Raw genomic sequence first — 19,712 nt, 5'->3', positions numbered from 1 at the left:
CGTGCAGGGAGCTCTTAACCAAGTGCCCGAAATCCATCGCATTTTACGGAATGGTAAGACGGGCTGACTAAGGTGATCGGTAACAGGGAAGTGGCTGGTCTCGTTTTGGGGAGGATCAGCAACAGCTTCTCGAGGCGTTGAGTACGGGTGGCGTTTCCGCCCGAGAGTAGTTGGAGTACCGGGTGCTTTCCGAGAAGCATTTTTCCCATTCGCACGCGCTGTTTTCGCGCGTTGTCGCGGCGATCGCGCTGACCCTGGCGCTGCTTGCGCCGATGATCTCGGCAGCCGAAGCAGCCGGCGTTCCGCGTAAATTCGCGGGCATCGTGGTCGACGCCAAATCAGGCAAGATCCTCTACGAAAGTTCGGCCAACGCCGCGCGTTACCCGGCGTCCGTGACCAAGGTGATGACCCTCTATGTCCTGTTCCAGGAACTGGAGGCTGGTAACATTACCTTGAAGACCAAGTTCACGGTGTCGAAATACGCCGCGCAGGCGGTGCCGACCAAGCTTGGCATCAAGGCCGGATCGACCATCACCGTCGAGAACGCCATCAAGGCGATCGTCACCATCTCCGCCAACGACATCGCCCGCGTCATTGCCGAAAACATTTCCGGCTCCGAAAGCGCGTTCGCCAAGCGCATGACCGCGACCGCCAAAGCGCTGGGCATGTCGAACACCACGTACCGCAACGCCTCGGGCCTCCCCGACAAAGGCCAGGTCACGACGGTGGCCGACCAGGCCATTCTCGGCATCGCCGTCTACCAGCACTTCCCGAACTATTACGAGTACTTCCAGACCCGGAGCTTCTCGTACGGCAAGCGCACCTACGGCAACCACAACCGGCTTCTCGGCAACAACGGCGTCGACGGCATCAAGACCGGCTATACCAATGCCTCGGGCTTCAACCTGTTGACCGCAGCACGCGCCGATGGCCACCACATCGTCGTCGCCGGGTTCGGCTTCGACTCGAGCGGAGCTCGTGACGCCAAGGTGCGCGAGCTGGTCAAGAAGTATCTGCCCAAGAGCCGCAGCGGCGGCTATCTCGACGTCGCCATGATCCCGCAGCCGGGCCGCAAGGGCGCGACCGTCATGGTTGCTTCCACCGATCCGGTGCCGGTCATGCCCGCCCCGTATCCGTCCTTCCGCGTCGGCGGCGGCACCATCTCGGTCACCGCCAAGCTGCAGCCGACCGAAGCGACACAGCAGGCCGACGATATCGTCGTCGCCTCGATCGGCGAAGCGGCGCCACTGCCGGAAGCCCGCCCTGCCGATCTTGGCTTCGACGAAGCCGTGCAGGCAGCCAACAAGCTCGCCAGCCGTCCGACCATCGCCAGCATCGCCCCGCGTGAAGAGCGCCCGCTCGACGTGATCGGCGCCTGGCTCAGCGACACCTTCTCGCTCGGCGCGGCTCCCGCCCCGCTCGGCCAGACCGCGCCGTCCGCTCCGCTGCTGCCGCCGGTCGGCATCGGCGAAGAAGGCCAGCCGATCGACCTGATGACCTCGGGTGGTATCGGCGACACTGCGCCAGATATCGTTGAAGACCAGCCCGCTCCCGCCCCGCTCGCCGCCGTCGAAGTGGCTGAGGTGCCGCAGGAAGTCAGCGGCGGCTGGATCGTCCAGATCGGGGCTGCGCCGACCGAGGGGGGCGCCAACTCCCTGATCAGCGATGCCTCGTCCAAGGTCGGCAACCTCGGCGCAGCCCGCTCCTACGTCGAGCGGTTCGAGAAGAACGGGCAAGTGTTCTTCCGGGCTCGCTTCGGCGGTTTCAGCGGTCGTGAGGATGCGGCTGGTGTGTGCAATGAACTGAAGAAAGCCAAGATGAGCTGCCTCGCGATGCAGTCCTGATGGACTGACCCTGTAGCGCTTTGGTTTCGTGAAGCGTTCCAGTCGTGAAAAGCAGCCGCCCCAGGGAAGCGAATTTGTGGCCTGTGTTGGAGTAGCCCAAATGAGCGATACGTCTAGCCTTACCGAACTCGCCCGATTTGTAGGGCAGTCGGCCCTCGCGTCCGAAGATGCCGTTGTCCGCAGGCAGGCGGTCAATGCCATGGTGACGCGGTTCAACCCCGGCCTGAAGCGCCGAGGCGTCGGCGACCTGCTCGGCGTGGTGATGGCCCTCAGTGCCCGCACCCGCCGCATGCTGATGCCGCATGTCGAGATTGAACTCGATGTGTTCGCGCCGGCCGGTGGCCGTGCGGTGACGGTCACCCTGCCCCGTCGGGGCTAGAGCACTTCAACCGGCGCCCATCAGTGCCCTTGCACTGGGCGGCGCCAAACACTCGGCGTTCATCCCTGCGAAAGCATGGACCCAACTCACCGCCCGCGCCAGCTGATCAATGGGTCCCTTGCTTTCGCAGGGATGACAGCTGGTGGGTGGGCACGATCGTTACCGCTGCATAGGGACATGCTTCCCCTGGAGGCGCTCTGATCTCACTCGCCGGCCATGTGCTCGAACTTGGCCGGCTCGCCGGCACTGGCGGCCAGAGCCTTTTCGCCCTCGATGCGGGCCTTGGCCCGCTCGCTCACCGGCAGCTTCAACGCCTCGACCAGCGCCCGGTATTCCTGCCGGGCACTGAGGTGCGACATCGACGGCAGCCCTCCGAGCATTTCGGCATCGAGCGGATCGAACACCGTCATCCCGGTGGGAAACAGCGAACGGAAGATCACCCGCTCGGCAATGCCTTCGGCAACCCGGCAGCCGAGCCGCACCGCGATCTTCTCGATGGCGCCCTGCACGATCTTGGTCGAGCGTGACGGCAGCATCGAGATGCGGTTGCGCACGATCACCCAGTCGATGGTGCGGCCGTCGATCGACAGCCGCTCGGTTCGCGCCCGCTGCACCAGCCGCGCGTAGTGGCTCATCTCGCGCGGATCGCCGGTCACTGGGTCCACGTGCGCCATGACGTCGAGATCGATGATCGAGTCGTTGAGCGGAGTGATCAGTGTGTCGGCCAATGAATGCGCCAGCCGGGTCAGGTGCGTATCGAAGCCGGGCGTATCGACAATCAGGAAATCCGCCTCGCCTTCGACCTCGATGATCGCCTGGCGGAACAGGTCGAACTCGACACGCTGGTTCTCCTTGACCGAATCCGACTTCGACAGCGGCAGGTGGAAATGCGTGGCGTGCGGCAGTTTCAGATCGTGCGCCTGCGCCCAGTTGCGCCGGTTGCGCACATAGTGGGTCAGCGTCTGCTGGCGACTGTCGACATCGATCGAGGCGACGCGAAAGCCCTGGTACATCAGGAAAACGGCAAGATGGAACGCCGTGGTCGACTTGCCTGAGCCGCCCTTCTCATTGCCGACGACAATGACGTGCGTGCCTGTCCTGCCCATCAGTCTCCCCTGCCGCTCCAGTGACCCGAAGCGACGCGATTTCGGGATTCGTTGTTTGTTCGCCCGAGCGAACTATTGATGAGACACCCACCCCGTTCAAGGGGGTGTTTCACCACCATGCGACGAGGACCAGGCAGCGTCACCCTAAAGCCGCGCTTCCAATGCTGCTCGGTCGGCGAGGAACATCACCTGCCCGCGCTGATTGCTCTCGTAGATGAAGTCACGCAGCGATGGGCTTTCGAGGGTGAAGCGCGAGATGTCGCCGAGAATGGCAACCCGGAAGCCGTATTGCTGGAACTTCTGCAGCACGGCGCCGGCCAGCCTGCTGCTCAGCCAGAAGAAATCGTCCACCAGCCGTTCCGCCGGGATAGCCACCAGGTCGATGCCCAGCCCGTAGGTGGCGCCGATCACGTCGTTGACGTCCGCCTCAACAGTGATCACCGGCCCCTCGTAGAAGCCGACATTGACGCCCTTGATCTCCGTGCTCTGCATCAGATCAATCCCAGTCTGGCCAGTTCTTCGGCGAGTTCGAGTGAGCCTTCCTCCTCGAAACCGCCTTCGCCGATATCGGCGGGAGCATCCTTGGGGTCAAGATAGCGCCAGCCCTGGAACGGCGACTTCGGCCGCGGGATGGTGCGCACCATGTCGGGCGCCATGATGATGTCGCAGCATTTGAGCCCCTGCTCATCAACGGCTTCGGCGAGTCTCAGGATCGGCTGGCGGCAGCGCACCACTCCGGAAATCACCCAGTAGATCGAGCCCTGCCCCTCCATCTCGTCCTTGCGCCTGGGCATGGTGCGGGTGCGATGGACGTGCACGTCCTCGCCATAGTCGGCACCCCACCAATGGGCGCGTTCGCTGCGATAGGATTCGAGCTCCTCCAGCGTCGCAACGCCGACGCAGAGCTTGATCATGTGCATCATGCGTTGCCGGCCGCGTCCCGCCTGGCTCTGATGATGTCGATCTCGTCAAACTCGACCACCCAAGGCTCTTTCACTGCCTCGGCGAACCACTCCTGGAAGGCCGGCAGCGCGTAGATCGCCTCGACATATTCCTGCGCCAGGTCGCTCACCGGCAACTCATAGGTGCGGATACGGGTGGCCACCGGCGCGAACATGGCATCGGCGGCGTTGAAAGAGCCGAACAAATACGGCCCGCCGGAACGCGACAGCAGGTCCCCCCAGATCCGCTCGATGCGCTTCAAGTCGTCCGCCACCTCATCGAAATCCACCTTGCCCGGATGCGAGGCGCGCAGGTTCATCGGCGCCGCGCTGCGCAGGGCATTGAAGCCTCCATGCATTTCGGCCGCTGCCGAGCGCGCATAGGCCCGCTCGACGCGGTTGGATGGCCAGATGCCTTTGGCCGGGTATTTGTCGTTCAGGTACTCGATGATCGCCGTGGTTTCCGGCAGCACCACGTCGCCGTCAACCAGCACCGGCACTTTGCCGCTCGGCGACTTCCTGCGCAGGTTCTTCTGCCACCCCTCGCCATTGAGCAGCACCAGTTCCTCATCGAACGGGATGTTGAAGTGGCGGAGCACCAGCCAGGCGCGCAGCGACCAGCTCGAGTAGTTGCGGTTGGCGAAAATCAGCTTCATGGATCGGCCTCAAAAAAGCGGAAGGGCGCCGAGTGGCCCGGCGCCCTTCCAAAATTCTGTACTATCGAAGGACCTTCAGGTCCAGTTGCGCTCCGTCCTAGGCGCCGGCAACGATAGTGAACACAAGTGACATGGCCAGCAAACAGACGAGTGTCCAGGACACGGTCGGTAAGGCGGAACGCCACCATACGGTCTTTGATTGGCCTCGCATCAAAGCTCCTTCTTGCCGTTCACGGGCTGCCGCAACCACACTTGGTGACGGAATTGCGACAGTAATGATTCGTTAACTCGGCAAGGGCGTGGTTGGGAAGTGGCGGGAAAGCCACAGTGGATAGGTCGAGTATCCCTGTGGAAAGCAGTTCAGAACAACCCGAACCAGAGCCCGGCCAAGCCCAAAAACGCGAAGAATCCAATGACATCGGTGACGGTGGTGACGAAGACCGAGGAGGCGATCGCCGGGTCGACCTTGAGCCGGTTGAGGGTCAGCGGGATCAAAATTCCAGCGCTGCCAGCCGCAATCATGTTGATGATCATGGCGAGGCCGATGACCATTCCGAGGCTGGGATTGGCATAGCGGAGCCAGGTGATCGCGCCGATCAGCACCGCGAAAATGCAGCCATTGAGGAAGCCGCCCGTGACCTCGCGGAGGATCAGCCGGCGCACCCTGCCCCGATCGAGATCGCGCGTCGCCAGCGCGCGCACCGTTACGGTCATGGTCTGGGTGCCGGCATTGCCGCCCATCGAGGCAACGATCGGCATCAGCGCCGCCAGCGCCACCATCTGCTCGATGGTGGCGTTGAACAGGCTGATGACGAACGACGCAAGCATGGCGGTGATCAGGTTGACCACCAGCCAGGGCGCGCGGCTGCGTACCGTCGACAGCACATTGTCGGACAGCTCTTCATCCCCGGCCACGCCACCGAGCAGCTTGATGTCCTCGGTCGCCTCCTCATGGATGACATCGACGATGTCGTCGACGGTCAGCACGCCGACCAGCCGCTTGTTCTCGTCGACCACGCCGACTTCCACGAGATCGTAGCGTTCGAAATCGCGCGCCGCCTCTTCCTGGTCCTCGGTAGCGTCCACGGTCAGGACGTCGTGGTTCATCAGGTTTTCGATGCGCACCTGGCGCTTGGATCGCAGGAACTTGTCGAGCGGGATGGTTCCGAGCACCCGGTAGCCGGGGTCCACCACATAGAGCTGGAAGAACTCGTCCGGCAGGTCCTTTTCCACCCTCAAGTAGTCGATGGTCTGGCCGACAGTCCAGAACGGCGGGATGGCGATGAAGTCGGTCTGCATCCGCCGGCCGGCGGAGTCTTCGGGGAAATCGAGGCTGCGCTTGAGGCTCAGCCGCTCGAAGGCCGGCAACTGCGCGAGGATTTCCTCGCGGTCGTCGGCATCCATATCCTCGAGAATGTAGACGGCGTCGTCGTTGTCGAGGGTCGCGACACCGCGCGCCACATCCTCGGTCGGCAGTTCCTCGATCAGATCGGAGCGGACGTTGTCGTCGACCTCGGTCAACGCCAGGTAGTCGAACTTGTCGCCCAGCATCTGGACCAGCGCGACGCGCTCGTCCTGCTCCAGGGCCTCCAGCACGTCGCCGACGTCCGACGCGTGTAGCGGCTCCATCATTTCGGCGACGTCGTGCTCCTCGCCCGCCGAGAGGTGGGCGCGCAGCCGCTCGATCCACTCCTGATTCAGGTGATCGTCCGGACCGCGAAGCGCGTTCGGATCGGGCCGGGTTTCCCCGATTTCCGCGATGTCGGATTCATTGGTCATGGAGACCCCGGGAGGCAGGCGCTTCGGGTTCAAACGTGGTGTAGCCAATCGGCCGTGGATGCGCCAGACTTGCGAAGCTCGTCGAGCGCTGTTTTTTGCTTCGCTGAGAAGGAGATGGCGATGGGCCGCGAGATGGACCGAATGCTGCGCCTCTGCGCCGCGCTGCAACTCCCCGAAGTCAGCCAGTCCACCAGCTACGGCGCGCCATCGCTAAAGGTGAAGGGCAGGAACTTTGCCTCGGTGCGCGGCAAGCAGGAGATGGTGCTGCATTGTCCGCTCGAGCAGAAGGAACTGCTGATGGAAATGGCGCCCGAAATCTACTGGCAGACCGATCATTTCAAGGGTTGGCCGGGCCTGCTGGTCCGGCTCGAAGTGATCGGCGATGAGGAACTGTCGCTGCGGCTCGAGGACGCCTGGAGTTCCGGGCGCCGAAGCGGCTGGCCGACGCCTACGCGGCGGCGAAGGGGTAAGCGCGCTCTGCCCCGATATCGCGGCATCCACCGGGTCATCCCCGCGACCGCGGACGCGCCACGCTGCGGTCGTGCCACCCACTGGCTGTCATCCCTGCGAAAGCAGGGACCCATTCATCCGCTTGCGCCGGCTGTCAGTCGGGTCCCTGCTTTCGCAGGGAGGGCTCTGCCAAGTGGCATGTTCCCCCTATCGCCGCGCCGCATCCGAGCAATGGATATCCCTAACTTAGTGCATAGGCGCGAAGAAGCGGGGGAACCTCCGTTTGCGATCTCTCGGGCGGCACCAAAGCAGTGGTTCCCGCTTTCGCGGGAATGACCCGGTGGTTGTCTCAACCTTACGGCGTCAGGTCCTTTGGCGGCGTGATGCCGTTGATCAGTGAGGCCGTCGTCACCGTGTTGGCGAGGAGACAGACGATGGTCATCGGCCCTACCCCGCCTGGCACCGGGGTGATGGCGCCCGCCACCTGCGATGCCGCCGCGTAGTCGACATCGCCGAGCAGGCGGGTTCTGCCTTCGCCGCGCTCGGGCGCCGGGATCCGGTTGATGCCCACATCGATGACGGTGGCGCCCGGCTTGATCCAGTCGCCCTTGATCATCTGCGGGCGGCCGACCGCGGCAACCACGATGTCGGCGCGGCGAACCATGTCGGCGAGATCCTTGGTCTTGGAATGCGCCACGGTCACGGTGCAGTTTTCGCGCAGCAGCAGCTGCGCCATCGGCTTGCCGACGAGATTGGAGCGGCCGACGATCACCGCGTCGAGCCCTTCGAGCGAGCCGAGGGTATCGCGCAGCAGCATCAGGCAGCCAAGCGGCGTGCAGGAGACCGGCCCGGGCAGGCCGATCTGCAGCTTGCCGACACTCGCCGGGGTGAAGCAGTCGACATCCTTGTCCGGGGAAATGGTGGCTATCACCTTGTTGGGATCGATCTGCCTGGGTAGCGGCAGCTGCACCAGGATGCCGTGAATGGCCGGATCGGCGTTGAGCTTCTGCACCAAAGCCAGCACCTCTGCCTCCGAGGTTTCCTCGGGCAGCTCGTACTTCTCCGAATGCATGCCGACCTCGACGGTCTGCTTGGCTTTCTGGCTCACATAGATCTGGCTGCCCGGATCATACCCGACGATCACCACGGCGAGGCCGGGAGTCACCCCGTGGTCGCGCTTCAACCGCTCGACATGGCCGGCGATCCGCGCGCGCAGCCCCTCGGCATAGGTCTTTCCGTCGATGATCTTGGCGGTCATGGGAGCTCCTTGGGCTGGAAGCGCCGATATGGAGCAACTCGCCCCGCCGCGCAACCTCAGTAAGGGGCGCGGATGGCGATCCCCTCGGCCTCGAGCGCCTGCCGTACCGCACGGGCGATCGCCACCGCCTCCTCGGTATCGCCGTGGATGCAGAGCGAGGTGGCCTGGGTAGAGATCACTGATCCATCGATCGCCACCAGTTCTCCGGTCCGCGCCAACCGGACGGCCCGCTCGGCGATGGCCTTGATATCGTGCAGCACCGCGCCGGGCTCCGACCGTGGCACCAGCAGCCCATTGGACTGGTAGCCGCGATCGGCATAGGCCTCGCGCACTACCGGATAGCCCAACGCCTCGGCCACCTCGACCTGGGCGCTGTCATCGATCGCCAGCACCGAGAGACCCGGCACCAGCCCGGTCACCGCGGCAAAGCAGAGGGCCGCCACTGCCGGCTCTTCAGCCGCCATGTTGGCCAGCGCGCCATGGAGCTTCAGGTAGCGGACCGGCACGCCCTCTTCCTCCGCGAACTCGACCAGTGCGCGGACCTGCCCTCGCACTTGCTCGTCCAGTTCCTCCGGCGGCAGCAGCAGCCGACGACGGCCAAAATGCTCGGGATCGGCAAAGCCCGGATGCGCGCCCACAGCAACACCGCGTGCCTTGGCCGCCCGCAGGCTGAGCCGCATCGTCGTCTCGTCGCCGGCGTGGCCGCCACAGGCGATCGAGGCCGACGAGATGATGTCGAACAGCGCGGCATCACCCGGCATGCCCTCGCCGAGATCGGCATTGAGATCGAGCGCGTTCACGGCTTCAGTCCTTCTGCATGGGCCACGGTCACCGGTGCGAACCGTAGCTGGGTGCCCGGCCGCAACTGGGCAAACCGATCGAGGTCGGCCGTCACCACGGTGGCAATCCGCGGATAGCCGCCGGTCGGCTGATGATCGCGCATCAGCACGATGGGCGTGCCATCGCCGAGGATCTGGACATCTCCCGGCACCACGGCATCCGACACCAGCGAAAGGATTTTTGCCTCGGCGAACACCTGTCCGGGATCGGCAAGCCGGACGCCCATGCGGTCGAGCTGCGGCGATACCGCGAAAGCATCGGTAACGAAGCGCTGACGGATCGCATTGCTGAAGCGGTCGGCATGAATGCCCCAGATCACGCGGATCGGGCCGCTCGCCACCATCGCCGGCGTCGGATGCTGGCCCCGGCCGCGTGGCAGCGTCGCGCCGAGCGGCAGCACATCGCCAGCCCGCAAGGCTCGCCCATCCAGACCGCCGATCCCAGCGATCGAACTGGTTCCTCGGCTGCCCATCACGAGGGGCATATCGATTTCGCGGTCGAACCGCAGATAGCCATAGTTCCCGGCCGGACCCGGTCGGATGTCTATAACGGAACCAGCGCTCAGCAGTGCCCTCGCTGGCCATGACTTCGCTTCGCCATCGATGCTGAGTTCGAACGCCCCGCCATCGACAGCGATGGAAACCGAGCCTTCGGCAACAAAGCCGAGGCCTGCCGTAGTGAACTCGATCCCGGTCGCCCCCGCGGCGCCGAGCCAGCCGCCTGCCCGTTCGAACGCCGTGCGATCCATCGGGCCGGAAGCGCTGATGCCGTGCCGCAGCAGCCCCGGTCGCCCGGCATCCTGCAACGTCGCCAGCGGGCCGGCGCGGGTGATGCGGATCGTACTCACGCTGCCATGAACTCGATGCTGTCGCCGGCGCGCACCGTGGTCGGCGGATCTGCTGCGGGGTCGAAATTGCGAAACCTGGTATGGCCGATCACATGCCAGCCGGTCGGAATGGGGGTCGAGGTGATCGCCGTCTGCCCGGCAGCGAACAGCACCGTGCCGGCCGGCACCTGCCGCCGCACGACATTCCGTCGCGGCACGAGGAGCGCGTCGCCGTGCATGCCGCAATAGACGAAGCCCGGTGCAAAGCCGGTCGCCAGCACGCGCAGTGGCGCGGCGTTGTGGGCAGCGACGAGGTCGGCCACCGCCATGCCCACCAGTTCGGCCACCTCATCGAGGTCCTCGCCGTCGAAGCTGACGGTCACCGTATGCCGAACGCCCTCGGTGCCCGGGTCGTCCGCCAGCGGGGCCAACAACCGGATCTCGCCCGCCAGCCGATCGAACGTCAGCTTCGCCGGGTCGTACCGCACCAACACCGAGATGAGGTTGGGCACCACTTCGACCACATCGGGGATCGCTGCTGCCTCGATCCGTTGCGCCAGGGCAATGGCGGCCCGGTTGGCGTCGTCGGACAGCGTCTCGCCGAACCGCATCAGCAGTCCCTGGTCGCCCAGCGGCAGGATCAGCGGTGAGTGACGCGCGTCGGGCATGCCCTGACCTAGCAACGCCAACAGCCCGCCGAAAGCCCCAATCTCCAATTGCCGCGTCCGGTGCCGCGCGCTAGAGCCGGATCATGTCCATTCCAGACTCCAGCGTCATCGTCGAAGGCCATGCCATCATCTCGGTCGACGGCATGATTGCCGCTGCCGATGGCAGCATGCCGCCGGCACTCCGGAACGAAGCCGACTGGCGCATCTTCCAGGCGGCGCTCGATGCCGCGGCGCTGGTCGTGCTTGGCCGGCTGGGTCACGAGCGGCATCCGAACCCGGGACGCAGGCGGCTGGTGCTGACCCGCTCAGTCGCAACGCTCGAACCCGACCCGGCCGATTCCCTGACGCAGTTCTGGAACCCAGGCGGCATGGAGATCTGCGATGTGCTGAAGCAGCTCGAGATCGCCTCGGGCACCATCGCCATCACCGGCGGCACCGGAACGTTCGACGTGTTCCTGCCGCTGCTCGACCGCTTCGTGCTCTCGGAGGTTCGTGACCTCGCATTGCCCGACGGCATCCCCTGCTTCAGCAAGGGCCACCCACGCCTGGTGCTGCCGGGCGCCGGGCTCGAGGCCCGAGACATGGACCTGATCGATCGTGGCGTGGTCCAGACCCAGTGGGTTCGGCCCTGATCAGCTCGGATCCTCGATCCGGAAGCCGACCTTCATGACCACCTGATTCGCTGATCGTCTGGGGGCCCGCATGCCGAAGGCTGGAAACCCATCTCGACGAAGTCTCGGAGATCATACGCCACTTCCTCGATCGGGTGGCCCGCCAGGCCGCGCATAGCTCCAGATCGCTCGAACACCTTGACGATGCGGCCCGCCATCCCTCACTTGCTCGGGCCCTCCTCCCCAACGTAGTCCCAGATGTCACCTCGCCGGATTGATCTCGCCGCCAACCTTGCCGCGCTGGCGGCAGGAGCCCTGCTCTCGCTCATGGTCCACCTCAACGGTGAACTGGCTCGCCAGGGCGGTGCGCTGTTCTCCTCGTGGATGGCGCACGGCACCGGAACACTGGCGGCCTTGCTGGTGATCCCGCTGTGGTGGAAAGCCATCCAGCGCAGCGATACCGCGCGCGCGTCGATACCGCTCTGGGCCTATCTCGGCGGCTTTGCCGGCGCTGTGACGGTGATCATGACCTCGACGGCGGTAAACTCGGCGCTGGCGCTCAGCGGTACGCTGGCGCTGGGTCTGGCGGGGCAGATCGTCTTCAGCCTCGCCGCCGATCGCTGGGGGCTGTTCGGCATCGCAAAACGGCGCCTGCGATTGGGCGATGCCATCGCGCTGGCACTGATCGTTGCCGGCAGCGCCCTGGTGATCTGGGGCAGCCTATGATCGAAGCAGTGGTTCTTGCCTTTGTCGCCGGCGGACTGGTCGGCGTCAGCCGCCAGCTGAACGGCCGCCTCGCGGTATCGACCTCGGCGCTGTTCGCCTCGTTCTGCAACCACCTGGTCGGCTTCGGGCTGCTGACCGTCATCGGACTGGCGATCGGCGGGCTGCTCAGCGACGCTGCGTTCTCGGGGCCCTGGCATATCTATTTCGGCGGGCCGGTGGGCGTGGTGTTCGTGGCGCTGAGCAGCTGGATCATCGCCCAGATCGGCGCCACCCGCTCCACCATGCTGATCATCGCCGGCCAGGTGCTCGGCGGGGTGGCGCTGGATTGGGTGCTGACCGGCAAGCCGGTGTCGCTTGCGGCCCTCTGCGGCATCATCCTGATCGTCGCCGGAGTGCTCGTGGCGCAACGGCAGCGGACGGGCACTTCTAGCGCGGCCTAAAACTCGTGGGACGTGGGAAGCTAGTTCGGTGGTGAACCTTCCCTTGGCCATACGATGCCCTTGCGGGCGGCGAGGCCGTCCCGCAGGCGGTGCAGCAGCCACTGCGCGGTGCGCATGACGGCATTCATCCTGCGCGCTCCGCCAGAAATGCCCGCCAGCCGCCAAAGCGCGTAATTTCCTCCGCCTCGGCTACCGCATGGGACTCGCAGAGGAAGCCTGACACGGCGGTCCCATCCTCCAGCGAGATCTTGCCGATGCCGAGCGGTGCGGGGATGGCGGCAACGAAACGGCCGAAAGCATCGGACGGTAGCGACCAGACTTCGACTTCGAGGCCGGGGCCGGCAAAACCTGGCTCGCGCACCATGCCGGGCTTGGGCGGCGACGTGTTGGGCAGCGCGAACAGCCGGTAGTCGGGGGCCGTGCGGCAGCGCCTGACGAGCTGGCCGCCCGATGAGGTCAGCTGCGGGTTTAGCGGCAGGCCGGAGAGATGCGCCCCGACGACCACGATGGGAAGCACGCCGTCAGCTTGGTTCTCGGCCATGTTCAGATCTCCTCCAGTACGATGATGACGTCGCCGGTCTTGACGTTTCTCCCCGGCCCGGCCCGGACGTCGCGGACGGCGCCGGCGGCGTGCGCAGTGACGGTGATTTCCATTTTCATCGATTCAATGATGGCGACCGGCTGACCCGCTTCGACATGGGCGCCATCCTCGACCAGGATCTTCCAGATATTGCCGGGCACCGAACTGGCCACGCCGAAGTGGCCGGTGGGGATCTCGCCGCTGTCGGCAGCACTTGCGCCGTCGTCGGCAACGAAGCTGTCGAGCCCCTCGTCCTTCCAGCGCTGACGCTCGGTTTCAAAAGCCGACTGCTGGGTGCGCTTGAAGGCCCCGATGCTGTCGGCATTGCGCGCGAGCTCGGTCGCGTAATCGGCATAGGAGAGCTGCGTCCCCTCGATCCGCACTGGATAGCCGCCATGGAGGAAAGCAGCGCGCGCTTCGGTCAGCTCTTCATGGCTGACCGGGAAGAAGCGGATCTGGTCGAAGAAATCGAGCAGCCATGGCGACCTGGCGAAGGCGGCCGTCCGGCGCCAGGTGTTCCAGACCTGGATGGTGCGGCCGAACAGCTGATAGCCGCCCGGACCTTCCATGCCGTAGATGCACATATAGGCGCCGCCGATGCCCACCGCGTTCTCCGGGGTCCAGGTGCGGGCCGGGTTGTACTTGGTGGTGACGAGGCGATGCCGGGGATCCATCGGGGTCGCGACCGGCGCACCGAGGTACACATCGCCCAGACCGAGGACGAGGTAGCTGGCGTCAAAGATGGTGCGCTTTACCGCCTCGGTATCCGGCAAGCCATTGATGCGGCGAATGAACTCGATGTTGTCGGGACACCAGGGCGCGTTCGGCCGCACCAGTTCCTGGTACTTCCGCATCGCCAGTTGCGCCTCCGGGTCGTTCCAGCTCAGCGGCAGATGGACGATGCGGGAGGGGACCGTGACCTCTTCCGGGACCGGGAGGGATTGCTCCATTTCCCGCAGCAGGCCGAGCAGATGGCCGCGGCTGATGCGGGTCGAATCGTAATGGATCTGGAGCGAACGGATGCCGGGGGTGAGGTCGATGATGCCGTTGCTGGCGCCGAGCCTCGCTTCCCGACGCACGGATTGCATCAACAGGTGGACGCGCAGGCGCAAGGCGAGGTCGAGGGCCATCGGGCCGTACTCGACCAGCAGGCTGTCATCACCCTGCCGCCGGTAGACCACCGGCACGGGACCGTCATCGGAGTGGCCGACGATGGCCGAGCCGGCTTCGCTCGGCCGGTGGATCGCCGGGCCGGCCACGATGTCATCGGGCCGGGCGACGGGGACAAAGCGGATGCTGTCGCCTGGCTTGAACTGGCCGAGTTTCCAGAGCTCGTCGCGCGCCATGACGGCGGGGCAGACGAAGCCGCCAAGGCTCGGCCCGTCCGGCCCGAGGATGATCGGCATGTCGCCGGTAAAGTCGATGGCGCCGATGGCATAGGCGTTATCATGCAGGTTGGACGGGTGGAGCCCCGCCTCGCCGCCATCGGCACGGGCCCATTTCGGCGCCGGCCCGACCAGCCGGACGCCGGTGCGCGCCGAATTGAAATGCACCTCGTAGGCCGTCGAGAACAGGGTCTCGATGTCCTGCTCGAGGAAGAAGTCCGGCGCACCATGCGGGCCGTAGAGCACCCCGACCTGCCAGGCATGGGTGAGTGGCGCAGGATCGTCAGCGGGCCGTGCAATCTGGCCGGCGCGAGCGAGATGGAGGACCTCGCCGGCACGCAAGGTGCCGGTGGCATGGCCACCGAATTTGCCGAGCGCGAAGGTGGCCCGGGACCCAAGCACTTCGGGCGCCGCAATGCCGCCGGAAAAGGCGAGGTATGACCGTTGGCCGGGCCCCTCGATCGCACCGATGCTCAGGATCTGGCCTGCCCCGACCTCGATGCGCTGGTTGTGCGGCAGCGGGGCGCCGTCGAGCTTCATGGGCATATATGCACCCGCCAGCGCAATCGTCGCCGGCGCATGAAACCGCAGCGTTGGTCCGGAAACGGTGAGTTCGAGGGCCGCCGTTTCATCGGCATTGCCCACCAGGCGATTGGCGTGGCGAAAGCTGCGCTCGTCCATCGGTCCCGATGGCGGCACGCCGACGTGCCACAGTCCAAGCCGACCCGGCAGTTCCTGCAGCGAGGACTGCGCGCCAGGCGTGATGACTTCCACCACGTCCGGGGTGAAAGCGAAACTGCGCAATGCCGTCGTCGCCACCAAACCGGAGGCGAGGAGGTCGGACGACGCGATGGCGCGGAGGTAGTCGAGGTTGGTTTCGACGCCCGAAATGCCGGTCTCATCCAGCGTGGTGCGCAGCTTCGCGATCGCGGCCGGACGATCATCGGCAGCGACGATGATCTTGGCCAGCATCGGATCGTAGAAGCTGGTGACCTCGGTGCCGGTCTCGACCCAGGTATCGACGCGGGCCTCACCGAACTTCACCTCGGTGAGCAGCCCGGCGCTGGGCTGGAAGTTCGCATGCGGGATCTCGGCGTAGAGCCGGACCTCCATCGCCGCGCCCTTCGGCGTCAGCGGCGCGGCCGGGATGATGGTCTCGCCGGCGGCCTGGCGGATCATCCATTCGACCAGATCGATGCCGAAAACCGCTTCGGTGACCGGGTGTTCGACCTGCAACCGCGTATTGACCTCGAGGAAGTAGAACTCCTCGCGGACCGGGTCGTAGATGAACTCGACCGTACCGGCGGATCGATAGCGCACAGCCTGACCGAGATTGACGGCAGCCTCGTGCAGGCGAAGCCGGGTGGCAGCTGAAAGGTTGGGCGCCGGGGTTTCCTCGAGGACCTTCTGGTTGCGCCGCTGTAGCGAGCAGTCGCGCTCGCCCAGGGCAATCACCCTGCCCTTGCCGTCGCCGAAGAGCTGCACCTCAACGTGGCGGGCGTCGGACACGAAGCGCTCCAGATAGACCCGCGCATCGCCAAAGCTGGCCCGGGCCGTGCGCTGCACGCCTTCAAACGCAGCACTCAGCGCCGCTGCGTCATGACAGAGCGACATGCCGATGCCGCCGCCGCCAGCGGTCGACTTGAGCATCACCGGGTAGCCGACCGTCTCGGCTGCTTCGAGCGCTTGCTCGGCGGTGGCGAGAAGATCGGTGCCGGGGAGCAGTGGCACACCGTTGGTTCTGGCCAGCTCGCGAGCCGTGTGCTTGAGGCCAAAGGCCTCGATGTTCTCGGGCGTCGGCCCGATGAAGGTGATGCCTTCGGCTTCGAGCCGCCGGGCGAAGGCCGTGTTCTCCGACAGGAAGCCGTAGCCGGGGTGGACCGCTTGTGCTCCGGTCGCCTTGCAGGCACCGATGACTGCGTCGACGTCGAGATAGCTCTCGGCGGCCGGCGCGGGGCCGAGGCGGACGGCTTCGTCAGCGAGTTGGACGGCCTTGGTGAAGCGGTCGGCGTCGGAGTAGACCGCGACCGAGCCGATGCCCATGCGCTTGAGCGTATGGATGATGCGCACCGCGATCTCGCCGCGGTTGGCGATAAGCACCTTGGTGAACATCACTCGGCGTCCCAGACCAGGACCTGGATCGGGGTCGGGTTGAAGCCGTTACAGGGGTTATTGATCTGCGGGCAGTTGGAGATGACGCAGAGCACGTCCATTTCGGCGACGAGTTCGACATAGTCACCGGGCTTGCTGAGCCCATCGACGATGGTCATCTCGCCCGAGGGCGAGATCGGTACGTTCATGAAGAAATTGATGTTGGGGACGATGTCCCGCTTGCTCATGCCGTGTTTGCTCACTTCCAGGAGGAAGTTGTCGCGGCAGGCGTGCAGATAGCGGGTGTCGTGGCCGAAGCGGACGGTGTTGCTCTCGCATGAGCAGGCGCCGGCCATGGTGTCATGCCGGCCGCAGCTGTCGGCAACCACCGTGAGCATGGTGTTGCCCTCGCTGGAGACGATCTTCGTGCCGACCCCGACATAGGCTGAACCCTGGGTCCGCAGGGTGTCCTGCGCGCTGTAGCGTTCGGCAAAGTCGTCGGCGCGGTAAAAGATCGTGTCGACGGCCTGCTGCCCCTCGGTGTCGACGATACGGATGGTCTGGCCCTTCCTGACGATGCCCGACCACGGCGCTTCGGCGGGGATGGAATGGGACTGGATGGCGGTGGCTGGCTGACGCATTTCAGGCCCCCGCCCGCGCGTTGTTCGCAAAGCCGCGAACGGCCTCGGCGGTGGCGGTGCGACAGAGGTCATCGACCGGCACCTCGGCGACGTAGCGGGTGATTTCGACGGGGTTCGGAGCGTAAACCGGCCCGGGATCGAGCGGGTGCGGACAGTTGGACAGCGCGACGAGCAGGTCCATTTCGGCGCGCAGGTCGACATAGTGGTTGCCGTCGAGCAGGTCGGACTGCCAGGCGAAGTGGCCTTCGTCATCGGTAACGCGGACCGGCGCGAACAGGGTGAGCGCCATCGGCAGATCGCGTCGCGACAGGCCGAGCTTGCCGGCAGCGAGGACCAGATTGTCCCGGGTGTTCCGGGTGGCGACATCAGGATATTTTGCAGCGTTGGCAGCGGCGGTGGAACCGCCGAGCAGCACGTCATGTGCGCCGCCCGAGGAGTCCTCGGTGATCGACAACATCACCCGGCCCATATCGGAAAACAGCACCCTGCCCCGCTGGGCGCGGGTATCCCACTGTACCTTGACGGTGTCCGGCAGGTTGAGCCGCTCGCTGGTGTCGCGGGCGCTCCAGCAGACGAGCGCGACCGAGGCGAAACCGTGCGCCTGGGCGATGCGCAGGGCCTCCCCCTGGCGCAGCAGGGTCGACCAATACCAGCCACCGGCCAGGGTTTCGGTGGCGATGACATCGCCCGCTATCGGCGCGGCCGGCATTGCACTGGCTTCGGGCAGCGCCCTGGCGGCGAAGGTGAGGCCCTTTCTCTGGTGTTCTTCGTAGCGGGCGCGATCGGCAGCGATCTGCTCTGGGGTTCGGCTCATGCCGGATCTCCTTGAGGGGATGGCGCCGGGTCGTCCCGGCTGGCGCCCGCCTCGTGGATCGGGCCGTCCCGATCGGGGCTGTCTGGGTCGAGAACACCGGCGCGACGCGGCGGCCAGATGTCGATGTCGCGGCTGAGCGAGGCGCCGTATCGCTCGCGCTCGTCGGGCCGGTTGCGCGGTCGCTCGAAGGCGATGACGCGGGTGCCAAGGGTGAAGGCCTCGCGCATGTCGTGGGTAACCATCACGACGGTGAGATTGGTTTCGTTCCAGAGCCGCTTCATCAGAACGTGGATATCGGCGCGGATGCCGGGATCGAGCGCGCCGAACGGCTCGTCGAGCAGCAGCACCCGCGGCTGCATGATGAGCGCCTGCGCCAGAGCGAGGCGTTGCTGCATGCCGCCGGAAAGCTGGGCCGGATACTTGTCTTCGCTGCCGGCGAGGCCGACTTCGGCAATCAGCCCACGCGCCTCTTCGATGGCGTCGCGACGGGCCGGGCCGACGAGCCGGGCGCGGAAGCGGGAGGCTTCAAACTCCTTGCCGAGCAGCACGTTGCCGAGCACGCTCAGGTGCGGGAACACCGAGTAGCGCTGGAACACGACACCTCGGTCGGGGCCGGGTTCGGGTGCCAATGGCTTACCATCGAGGGCTATGGTGCCTTGGGTTGCCTGCTCTTCGCCGAGCAGCAGCTTGAGGAACGTGGTCTTGCCACAGCCGGATGGGCCAACCAGGGCGACGAAGGCGCGGTCCTCGATGGTCAGCGACACGCGCTCGAGGACGATCTGGTCGCCGTACTCCTTCCAGACGTTGTCGACGACAATCATGACGCCTTATCCAGTTCAGACCACGGAAAGGCCCGGATGCGGACGAGATCGATCAGGACGTTGGTGAGGACGGCGAGCAGCGTGATCCAGATGACGTAGGGAAAGATCACGTCCATCGACAGGTAGCGGCGGACGAGGAAAATGCGGTAGCCGAGCCCGGAATCCGCGGATATCGCCTCGGCCGCAATGAGGAACAGCCAGGCCGGGCCGAGTTGCAGGCGAAGGCAGGTCAGAAGGCGCGGCAGGATCTGCGGGAGGACGACCCGCAAGGCGATCTGCCAGGAGTTGCCGCCCAGCGTTTCGGCCTTCACCGTCTGCTCGCGTGGCAGTTCCATGACCTTGAGCGCCAGGTCGCGGATCATGATCGGGGCAACGCCGATGACGATGAGGGTGATCTTGGATGTTTCACCCAGCCCCATGACGATGAACAGGATGGGCAGCAAGGCGAGCGGCGGCACCATCGAGACGGCGGCAAAGAACGGGGCCAGGAGTGCCCGGGCATAGGGGAACATGCCGACGATCATGCCGAAGACGAGCGCGATGAGCGTCGAGATGCCGAGCGCGGTGAACAGACGGCCGAGGCTCGCCAGCGTGTCCGACCAGAGCAGGTATTCGCCGGTGCGCGGGTCGGGCACGAAGGCCAGGCGGTTGACAGCATCGGCGATACTGCTCAGCGCCGGCAGCAGCTTGTCCGACGGGTTCTCGGCCAGGCGAGCGGTAGAACCGAGTGCATAGGCCAGCAGCAGCGCCAGGAACGGCAGCAACGCCAGGAGCAACTGGTTGGTTCGCGATGGCTTGAGGTTGATAAGACGCATGGGGTGCTCGGTGGTGGTGGAGACCGACCCCTCAGCCGCCG

20 protein-coding genes and 1 pseudogene are annotated in these 19,712 nt (G+C 65.5%); 6 read left to right on the top strand and 15 right to left on the bottom strand.

Annotated features, from left to right (window positions below; genetic code table 11):
• Positions 1–182: 182 nt before the first annotated feature.
• Together VGV07_RS18505 and VGV07_RS18500 are read left to right on the top strand one after the other, a co-directional pair.
• Positions 183–1,844, top strand: coding sequence for an SPOR domain-containing protein (locus tag VGV07_RS18505; protein WP_326870202.1), 1,662 nt, complete (start codon positions 183–185; stop codon positions 1,842–1,844).
• A 100-nt stretch (positions 1,845–1,944) separates the two neighbouring features.
• The gene (locus tag VGV07_RS18500) at positions 1,945–2,223 is read left to right on the top strand and encodes a hypothetical protein (protein WP_055048906.1); all 279 of its coding nucleotides are present in this window, start codon (positions 1,945–1,947) and stop codon (positions 2,221–2,223) included.
• 203 nt (positions 2,224–2,426) lie between these two features.
• Here the strand turns inward: VGV07_RS18500 and VGV07_RS18495 are convergent, their stop codons facing one another.
• The 5 genes from VGV07_RS18495 to mgtE form a co-directional block, all read right to left on the bottom strand.
• Positions 2,427–3,329, bottom strand: coding sequence for a division plane positioning ATPase MipZ (locus VGV07_RS18495; protein WP_326870201.1), 903 nt, complete (start codon positions 3,327–3,329; stop codon positions 2,427–2,429).
• Positions 3,330–3,473: 144 nt separating this feature from the next.
• Positions 3,474–3,821 (bottom strand): DUF4180 domain-containing protein, encoded by a 348-nt coding sequence (locus VGV07_RS18490; RefSeq protein ID WP_326870200.1) that lies wholly within the window; start codon positions 3,819–3,821, stop codon positions 3,474–3,476.
• Positions 3,821–4,252, bottom strand: coding sequence for a DUF1489 domain-containing protein (locus VGV07_RS18485; protein WP_326870199.1), 432 nt, complete (start codon positions 4,250–4,252; stop codon positions 3,821–3,823). The genes VGV07_RS18490 and VGV07_RS18485 overlap by 1 nt, the downstream gene beginning before the upstream one ends.
• Positions 4,249–4,926 carry a glutathione S-transferase family protein gene (locus VGV07_RS18480; RefSeq protein ID WP_326870198.1) on the bottom strand — a complete coding sequence of 226 codons (678 nt, stop codon included), beginning with the start codon at positions 4,924–4,926 and terminating at the stop codon, positions 4,249–4,251. The genes VGV07_RS18485 and VGV07_RS18480 overlap by 4 nt, the downstream gene beginning before the upstream one ends.
• 360 nt (positions 4,927–5,286) lie before the next feature.
• A complete protein-coding gene (gene mgtE / locus VGV07_RS18475) occupies positions 5,287–6,705 on the bottom strand; it encodes a magnesium transporter (RefSeq protein WP_326870197.1) in 1,419 nt (472 codons plus the stop codon).
• Between the two features lie 120 nt (positions 6,706–6,825).
• Here mgtE and VGV07_RS27435 point away from each other — a divergent pair, with 120 nt between their 5' ends.
• Complete coding sequence (locus tag VGV07_RS27435) at positions 6,826–7,491, top strand: MmcQ/YjbR family DNA-binding protein (RefSeq protein WP_414649977.1); 666 nt, start codon at positions 6,826–6,828, stop codon at positions 7,489–7,491.
• A gap of 19 nt (positions 7,492–7,510) precedes the next feature.
• On the opposite strand, the gene VGV07_RS18465 is transcribed toward VGV07_RS27435, so the two are convergent.
• Genes VGV07_RS18465 through VGV07_RS18450 form a run of 4 tightly spaced genes read right to left on the bottom strand, consistent with a single transcriptional unit; the run spans position 7,511 to position 10,747 of the window.
• Positions 7,511–8,413: a bifunctional methylenetetrahydrofolate dehydrogenase/methenyltetrahydrofolate cyclohydrolase gene (locus tag VGV07_RS18465; RefSeq protein WP_326870196.1), complete on the bottom strand. Its 903-nt coding sequence runs from the start codon at positions 8,411–8,413 to the stop codon at positions 7,511–7,513.
• A gap of 56 nt (positions 8,414–8,469) precedes the next feature.
• Positions 8,470–9,213, bottom strand: coding sequence for a 5-oxoprolinase subunit PxpA (locus VGV07_RS18460; RefSeq protein WP_326870195.1), 744 nt, complete (start codon positions 9,211–9,213; stop codon positions 8,470–8,472).
• On the bottom strand, positions 9,210–10,100 hold the full coding sequence (locus VGV07_RS18455; protein ID WP_326870194.1) for a biotin-dependent carboxyltransferase family protein: 891 nt from the start codon (positions 10,098–10,100) through the stop codon (positions 9,210–9,212). Before VGV07_RS18455 ends, VGV07_RS18460 begins: the two co-directional genes overlap by 4 nt.
• On the bottom strand, positions 10,097–10,747 hold the full coding sequence (locus VGV07_RS18450; RefSeq protein ID WP_326870193.1) for an allophanate hydrolase subunit 1: 651 nt from the start codon (positions 10,745–10,747) through the stop codon (positions 10,097–10,099). Before VGV07_RS18450 ends, VGV07_RS18455 begins: the two co-directional genes overlap by 4 nt.
• Positions 10,748–10,830: 83 nt before the next feature.
• On the opposite strand from VGV07_RS18450, the gene VGV07_RS18445 reads away from it, so the two are divergent.
• The 3 genes from VGV07_RS18445 (at position 10,831) to VGV07_RS18435 (ending at position 12,524) form a co-directional block, all read left to right on the top strand.
• Positions 10,831–11,379, top strand: coding sequence for a dihydrofolate reductase (locus VGV07_RS18445; protein WP_326870192.1), 549 nt, complete (start codon positions 10,831–10,833; stop codon positions 11,377–11,379).
• Positions 11,380–11,616: 237 nt separating this feature from the next.
• A complete protein-coding gene (locus VGV07_RS18440; protein ID WP_326870191.1) occupies positions 11,617–12,084 on the top strand; it encodes a DMT family transporter in 468 nt (155 codons plus the stop codon).
• Positions 12,081–12,524: a DMT family transporter gene (locus VGV07_RS18435; protein WP_326870190.1), complete on the top strand. Its 444-nt coding sequence runs from the start codon at positions 12,081–12,083 to the stop codon at positions 12,522–12,524. The genes VGV07_RS18440 and VGV07_RS18435 overlap by 4 nt, the downstream gene beginning before the upstream one ends.
• A 124-nt stretch (positions 12,525–12,648) precedes the next feature.
• Here the strand turns inward: VGV07_RS18435 and VGV07_RS18430 are convergent.
• From VGV07_RS18430 to VGV07_RS18405, 6 genes and pseudogenes are all read right to left on the bottom strand, one after another.
• Positions 12,649–13,047 (bottom strand): annotated as a pseudogene (locus VGV07_RS18430) (allophanate hydrolase-related protein); the annotation flags it as partial.
• A gap of 20 nt (positions 13,048–13,067) precedes the next feature.
• Positions 13,068–16,601, bottom strand: coding sequence for an urea carboxylase (gene uca, locus VGV07_RS18425; RefSeq protein ID WP_326870189.1), 3,534 nt, complete (start codon positions 16,599–16,601; stop codon positions 13,068–13,070).
• Complete coding sequence (locus VGV07_RS18420; RefSeq protein ID WP_326870188.1) at positions 16,601–17,221, bottom strand: urea amidolyase associated protein UAAP2; 621 nt, start codon at positions 17,219–17,221, stop codon at positions 16,601–16,603. The genes uca and VGV07_RS18420 overlap by 1 nt, the downstream gene beginning before the upstream one ends.
• A gap of 1 nt (position 17,222) precedes the next feature.
• The gene (locus VGV07_RS18415; RefSeq protein WP_326870187.1) at positions 17,223–18,035 is read right to left on the bottom strand and encodes an urea amidolyase associated protein UAAP1; all 813 of its coding nucleotides are present in this window, start codon (positions 18,033–18,035) and stop codon (positions 17,223–17,225) included.
• Positions 18,032–18,856: an ABC transporter ATP-binding protein gene (locus tag VGV07_RS18410; protein ID WP_326870186.1), complete on the bottom strand. Its 825-nt coding sequence runs from the start codon at positions 18,854–18,856 to the stop codon at positions 18,032–18,034. The genes VGV07_RS18415 and VGV07_RS18410 overlap by 4 nt, the downstream gene beginning before the upstream one ends.
• Positions 18,853–19,671, bottom strand: coding sequence for an ABC transporter permease (locus VGV07_RS18405; protein ID WP_326870185.1), 819 nt, complete (start codon positions 19,669–19,671; stop codon positions 18,853–18,855). Before VGV07_RS18405 ends, VGV07_RS18410 begins: the two co-directional genes overlap by 4 nt.
• Positions 19,672–19,712: the final 41 nt, after the last annotated feature.

It is taken from the genome of Devosia sp. (assembly GCF_035944845.1).
Lineage (GTDB): Bacteria > Pseudomonadota > Alphaproteobacteria > Rhizobiales > Devosiaceae > Devosia_A.
Note: the sequence above shows the minus strand (reverse complement) of the source record. Positions and strands in the feature narration are given on the sequence as shown.

Coding starts and splice junctions, on each gene's coding strand:
- VGV07_RS18415 (WP_326870187.1), bottom strand. CDS start 18,035: ATGAGCCGAACCCCAGAGCAGATCGCTGCCGATCGCGCCCGCTACGAA.
- uca (WP_326870189.1), bottom strand. CDS start 16,601: ATGTTCACCAAGGTGCTTATCGCCAACCGCGGCGAGATCGCGGTGCGC.
- VGV07_RS18410 (WP_326870186.1), bottom strand. CDS start 18,856: ATGATTGTCGTCGACAACGTCTGGAAGGAGTACGGCGACCAGATCGTC.
- VGV07_RS27435 (WP_414649977.1), top strand. CDS start 6,826: ATGGGCCGCGAGATGGACCGAATGCTGCGCCTCTGCGCCGCGCTGCAA.
- VGV07_RS18445 (WP_326870192.1), top strand. CDS start 10,831: ATGTCCATTCCAGACTCCAGCGTCATCGTCGAAGGCCATGCCATCATC.
- VGV07_RS18490 (WP_326870200.1), bottom strand. CDS start 3,821: ATGCAGAGCACGGAGATCAAGGGCGTCAATGTCGGCTTCTACGAGGGG.
- VGV07_RS18500 (WP_055048906.1), top strand. CDS start 1,945: ATGAGCGATACGTCTAGCCTTACCGAACTCGCCCGATTTGTAGGGCAG.
- mgtE (WP_326870197.1), bottom strand. CDS start 6,705: ATGACCAATGAATCCGACATCGCGGAAATCGGGGAAACCCGGCCCGAT.
- VGV07_RS18405 (WP_326870185.1), bottom strand. CDS start 19,671: ATGCGTCTTATCAACCTCAAGCCATCGCGAACCAACCAGTTGCTCCTG.
- VGV07_RS18450 (WP_326870193.1), bottom strand. CDS start 10,747: ATGCCCGACGCGCGTCACTCACCGCTGATCCTGCCGCTGGGCGACCAG.
- VGV07_RS18440 (WP_326870191.1), top strand. CDS start 11,617: ATGTCACCTCGCCGGATTGATCTCGCCGCCAACCTTGCCGCGCTGGCG.
- VGV07_RS18485 (WP_326870199.1), bottom strand. CDS start 4,252: ATGATGCACATGATCAAGCTCTGCGTCGGCGTTGCGACGCTGGAGGAG.
- VGV07_RS18420 (WP_326870188.1), bottom strand. CDS start 17,221: ATGCGTCAGCCAGCCACCGCCATCCAGTCCCATTCCATCCCCGCCGAA.
- VGV07_RS18435 (WP_326870190.1), top strand. CDS start 12,081: ATGATCGAAGCAGTGGTTCTTGCCTTTGTCGCCGGCGGACTGGTCGGC.
- VGV07_RS18495 (WP_326870201.1), bottom strand. CDS start 3,329: ATGGGCAGGACAGGCACGCACGTCATTGTCGTCGGCAATGAGAAGGGC.
- VGV07_RS18465 (WP_326870196.1), bottom strand. CDS start 8,413: ATGACCGCCAAGATCATCGACGGAAAGACCTATGCCGAGGGGCTGCGC.
- VGV07_RS18480 (WP_326870198.1), bottom strand. CDS start 4,926: ATGAAGCTGATTTTCGCCAACCGCAACTACTCGAGCTGGTCGCTGCGC.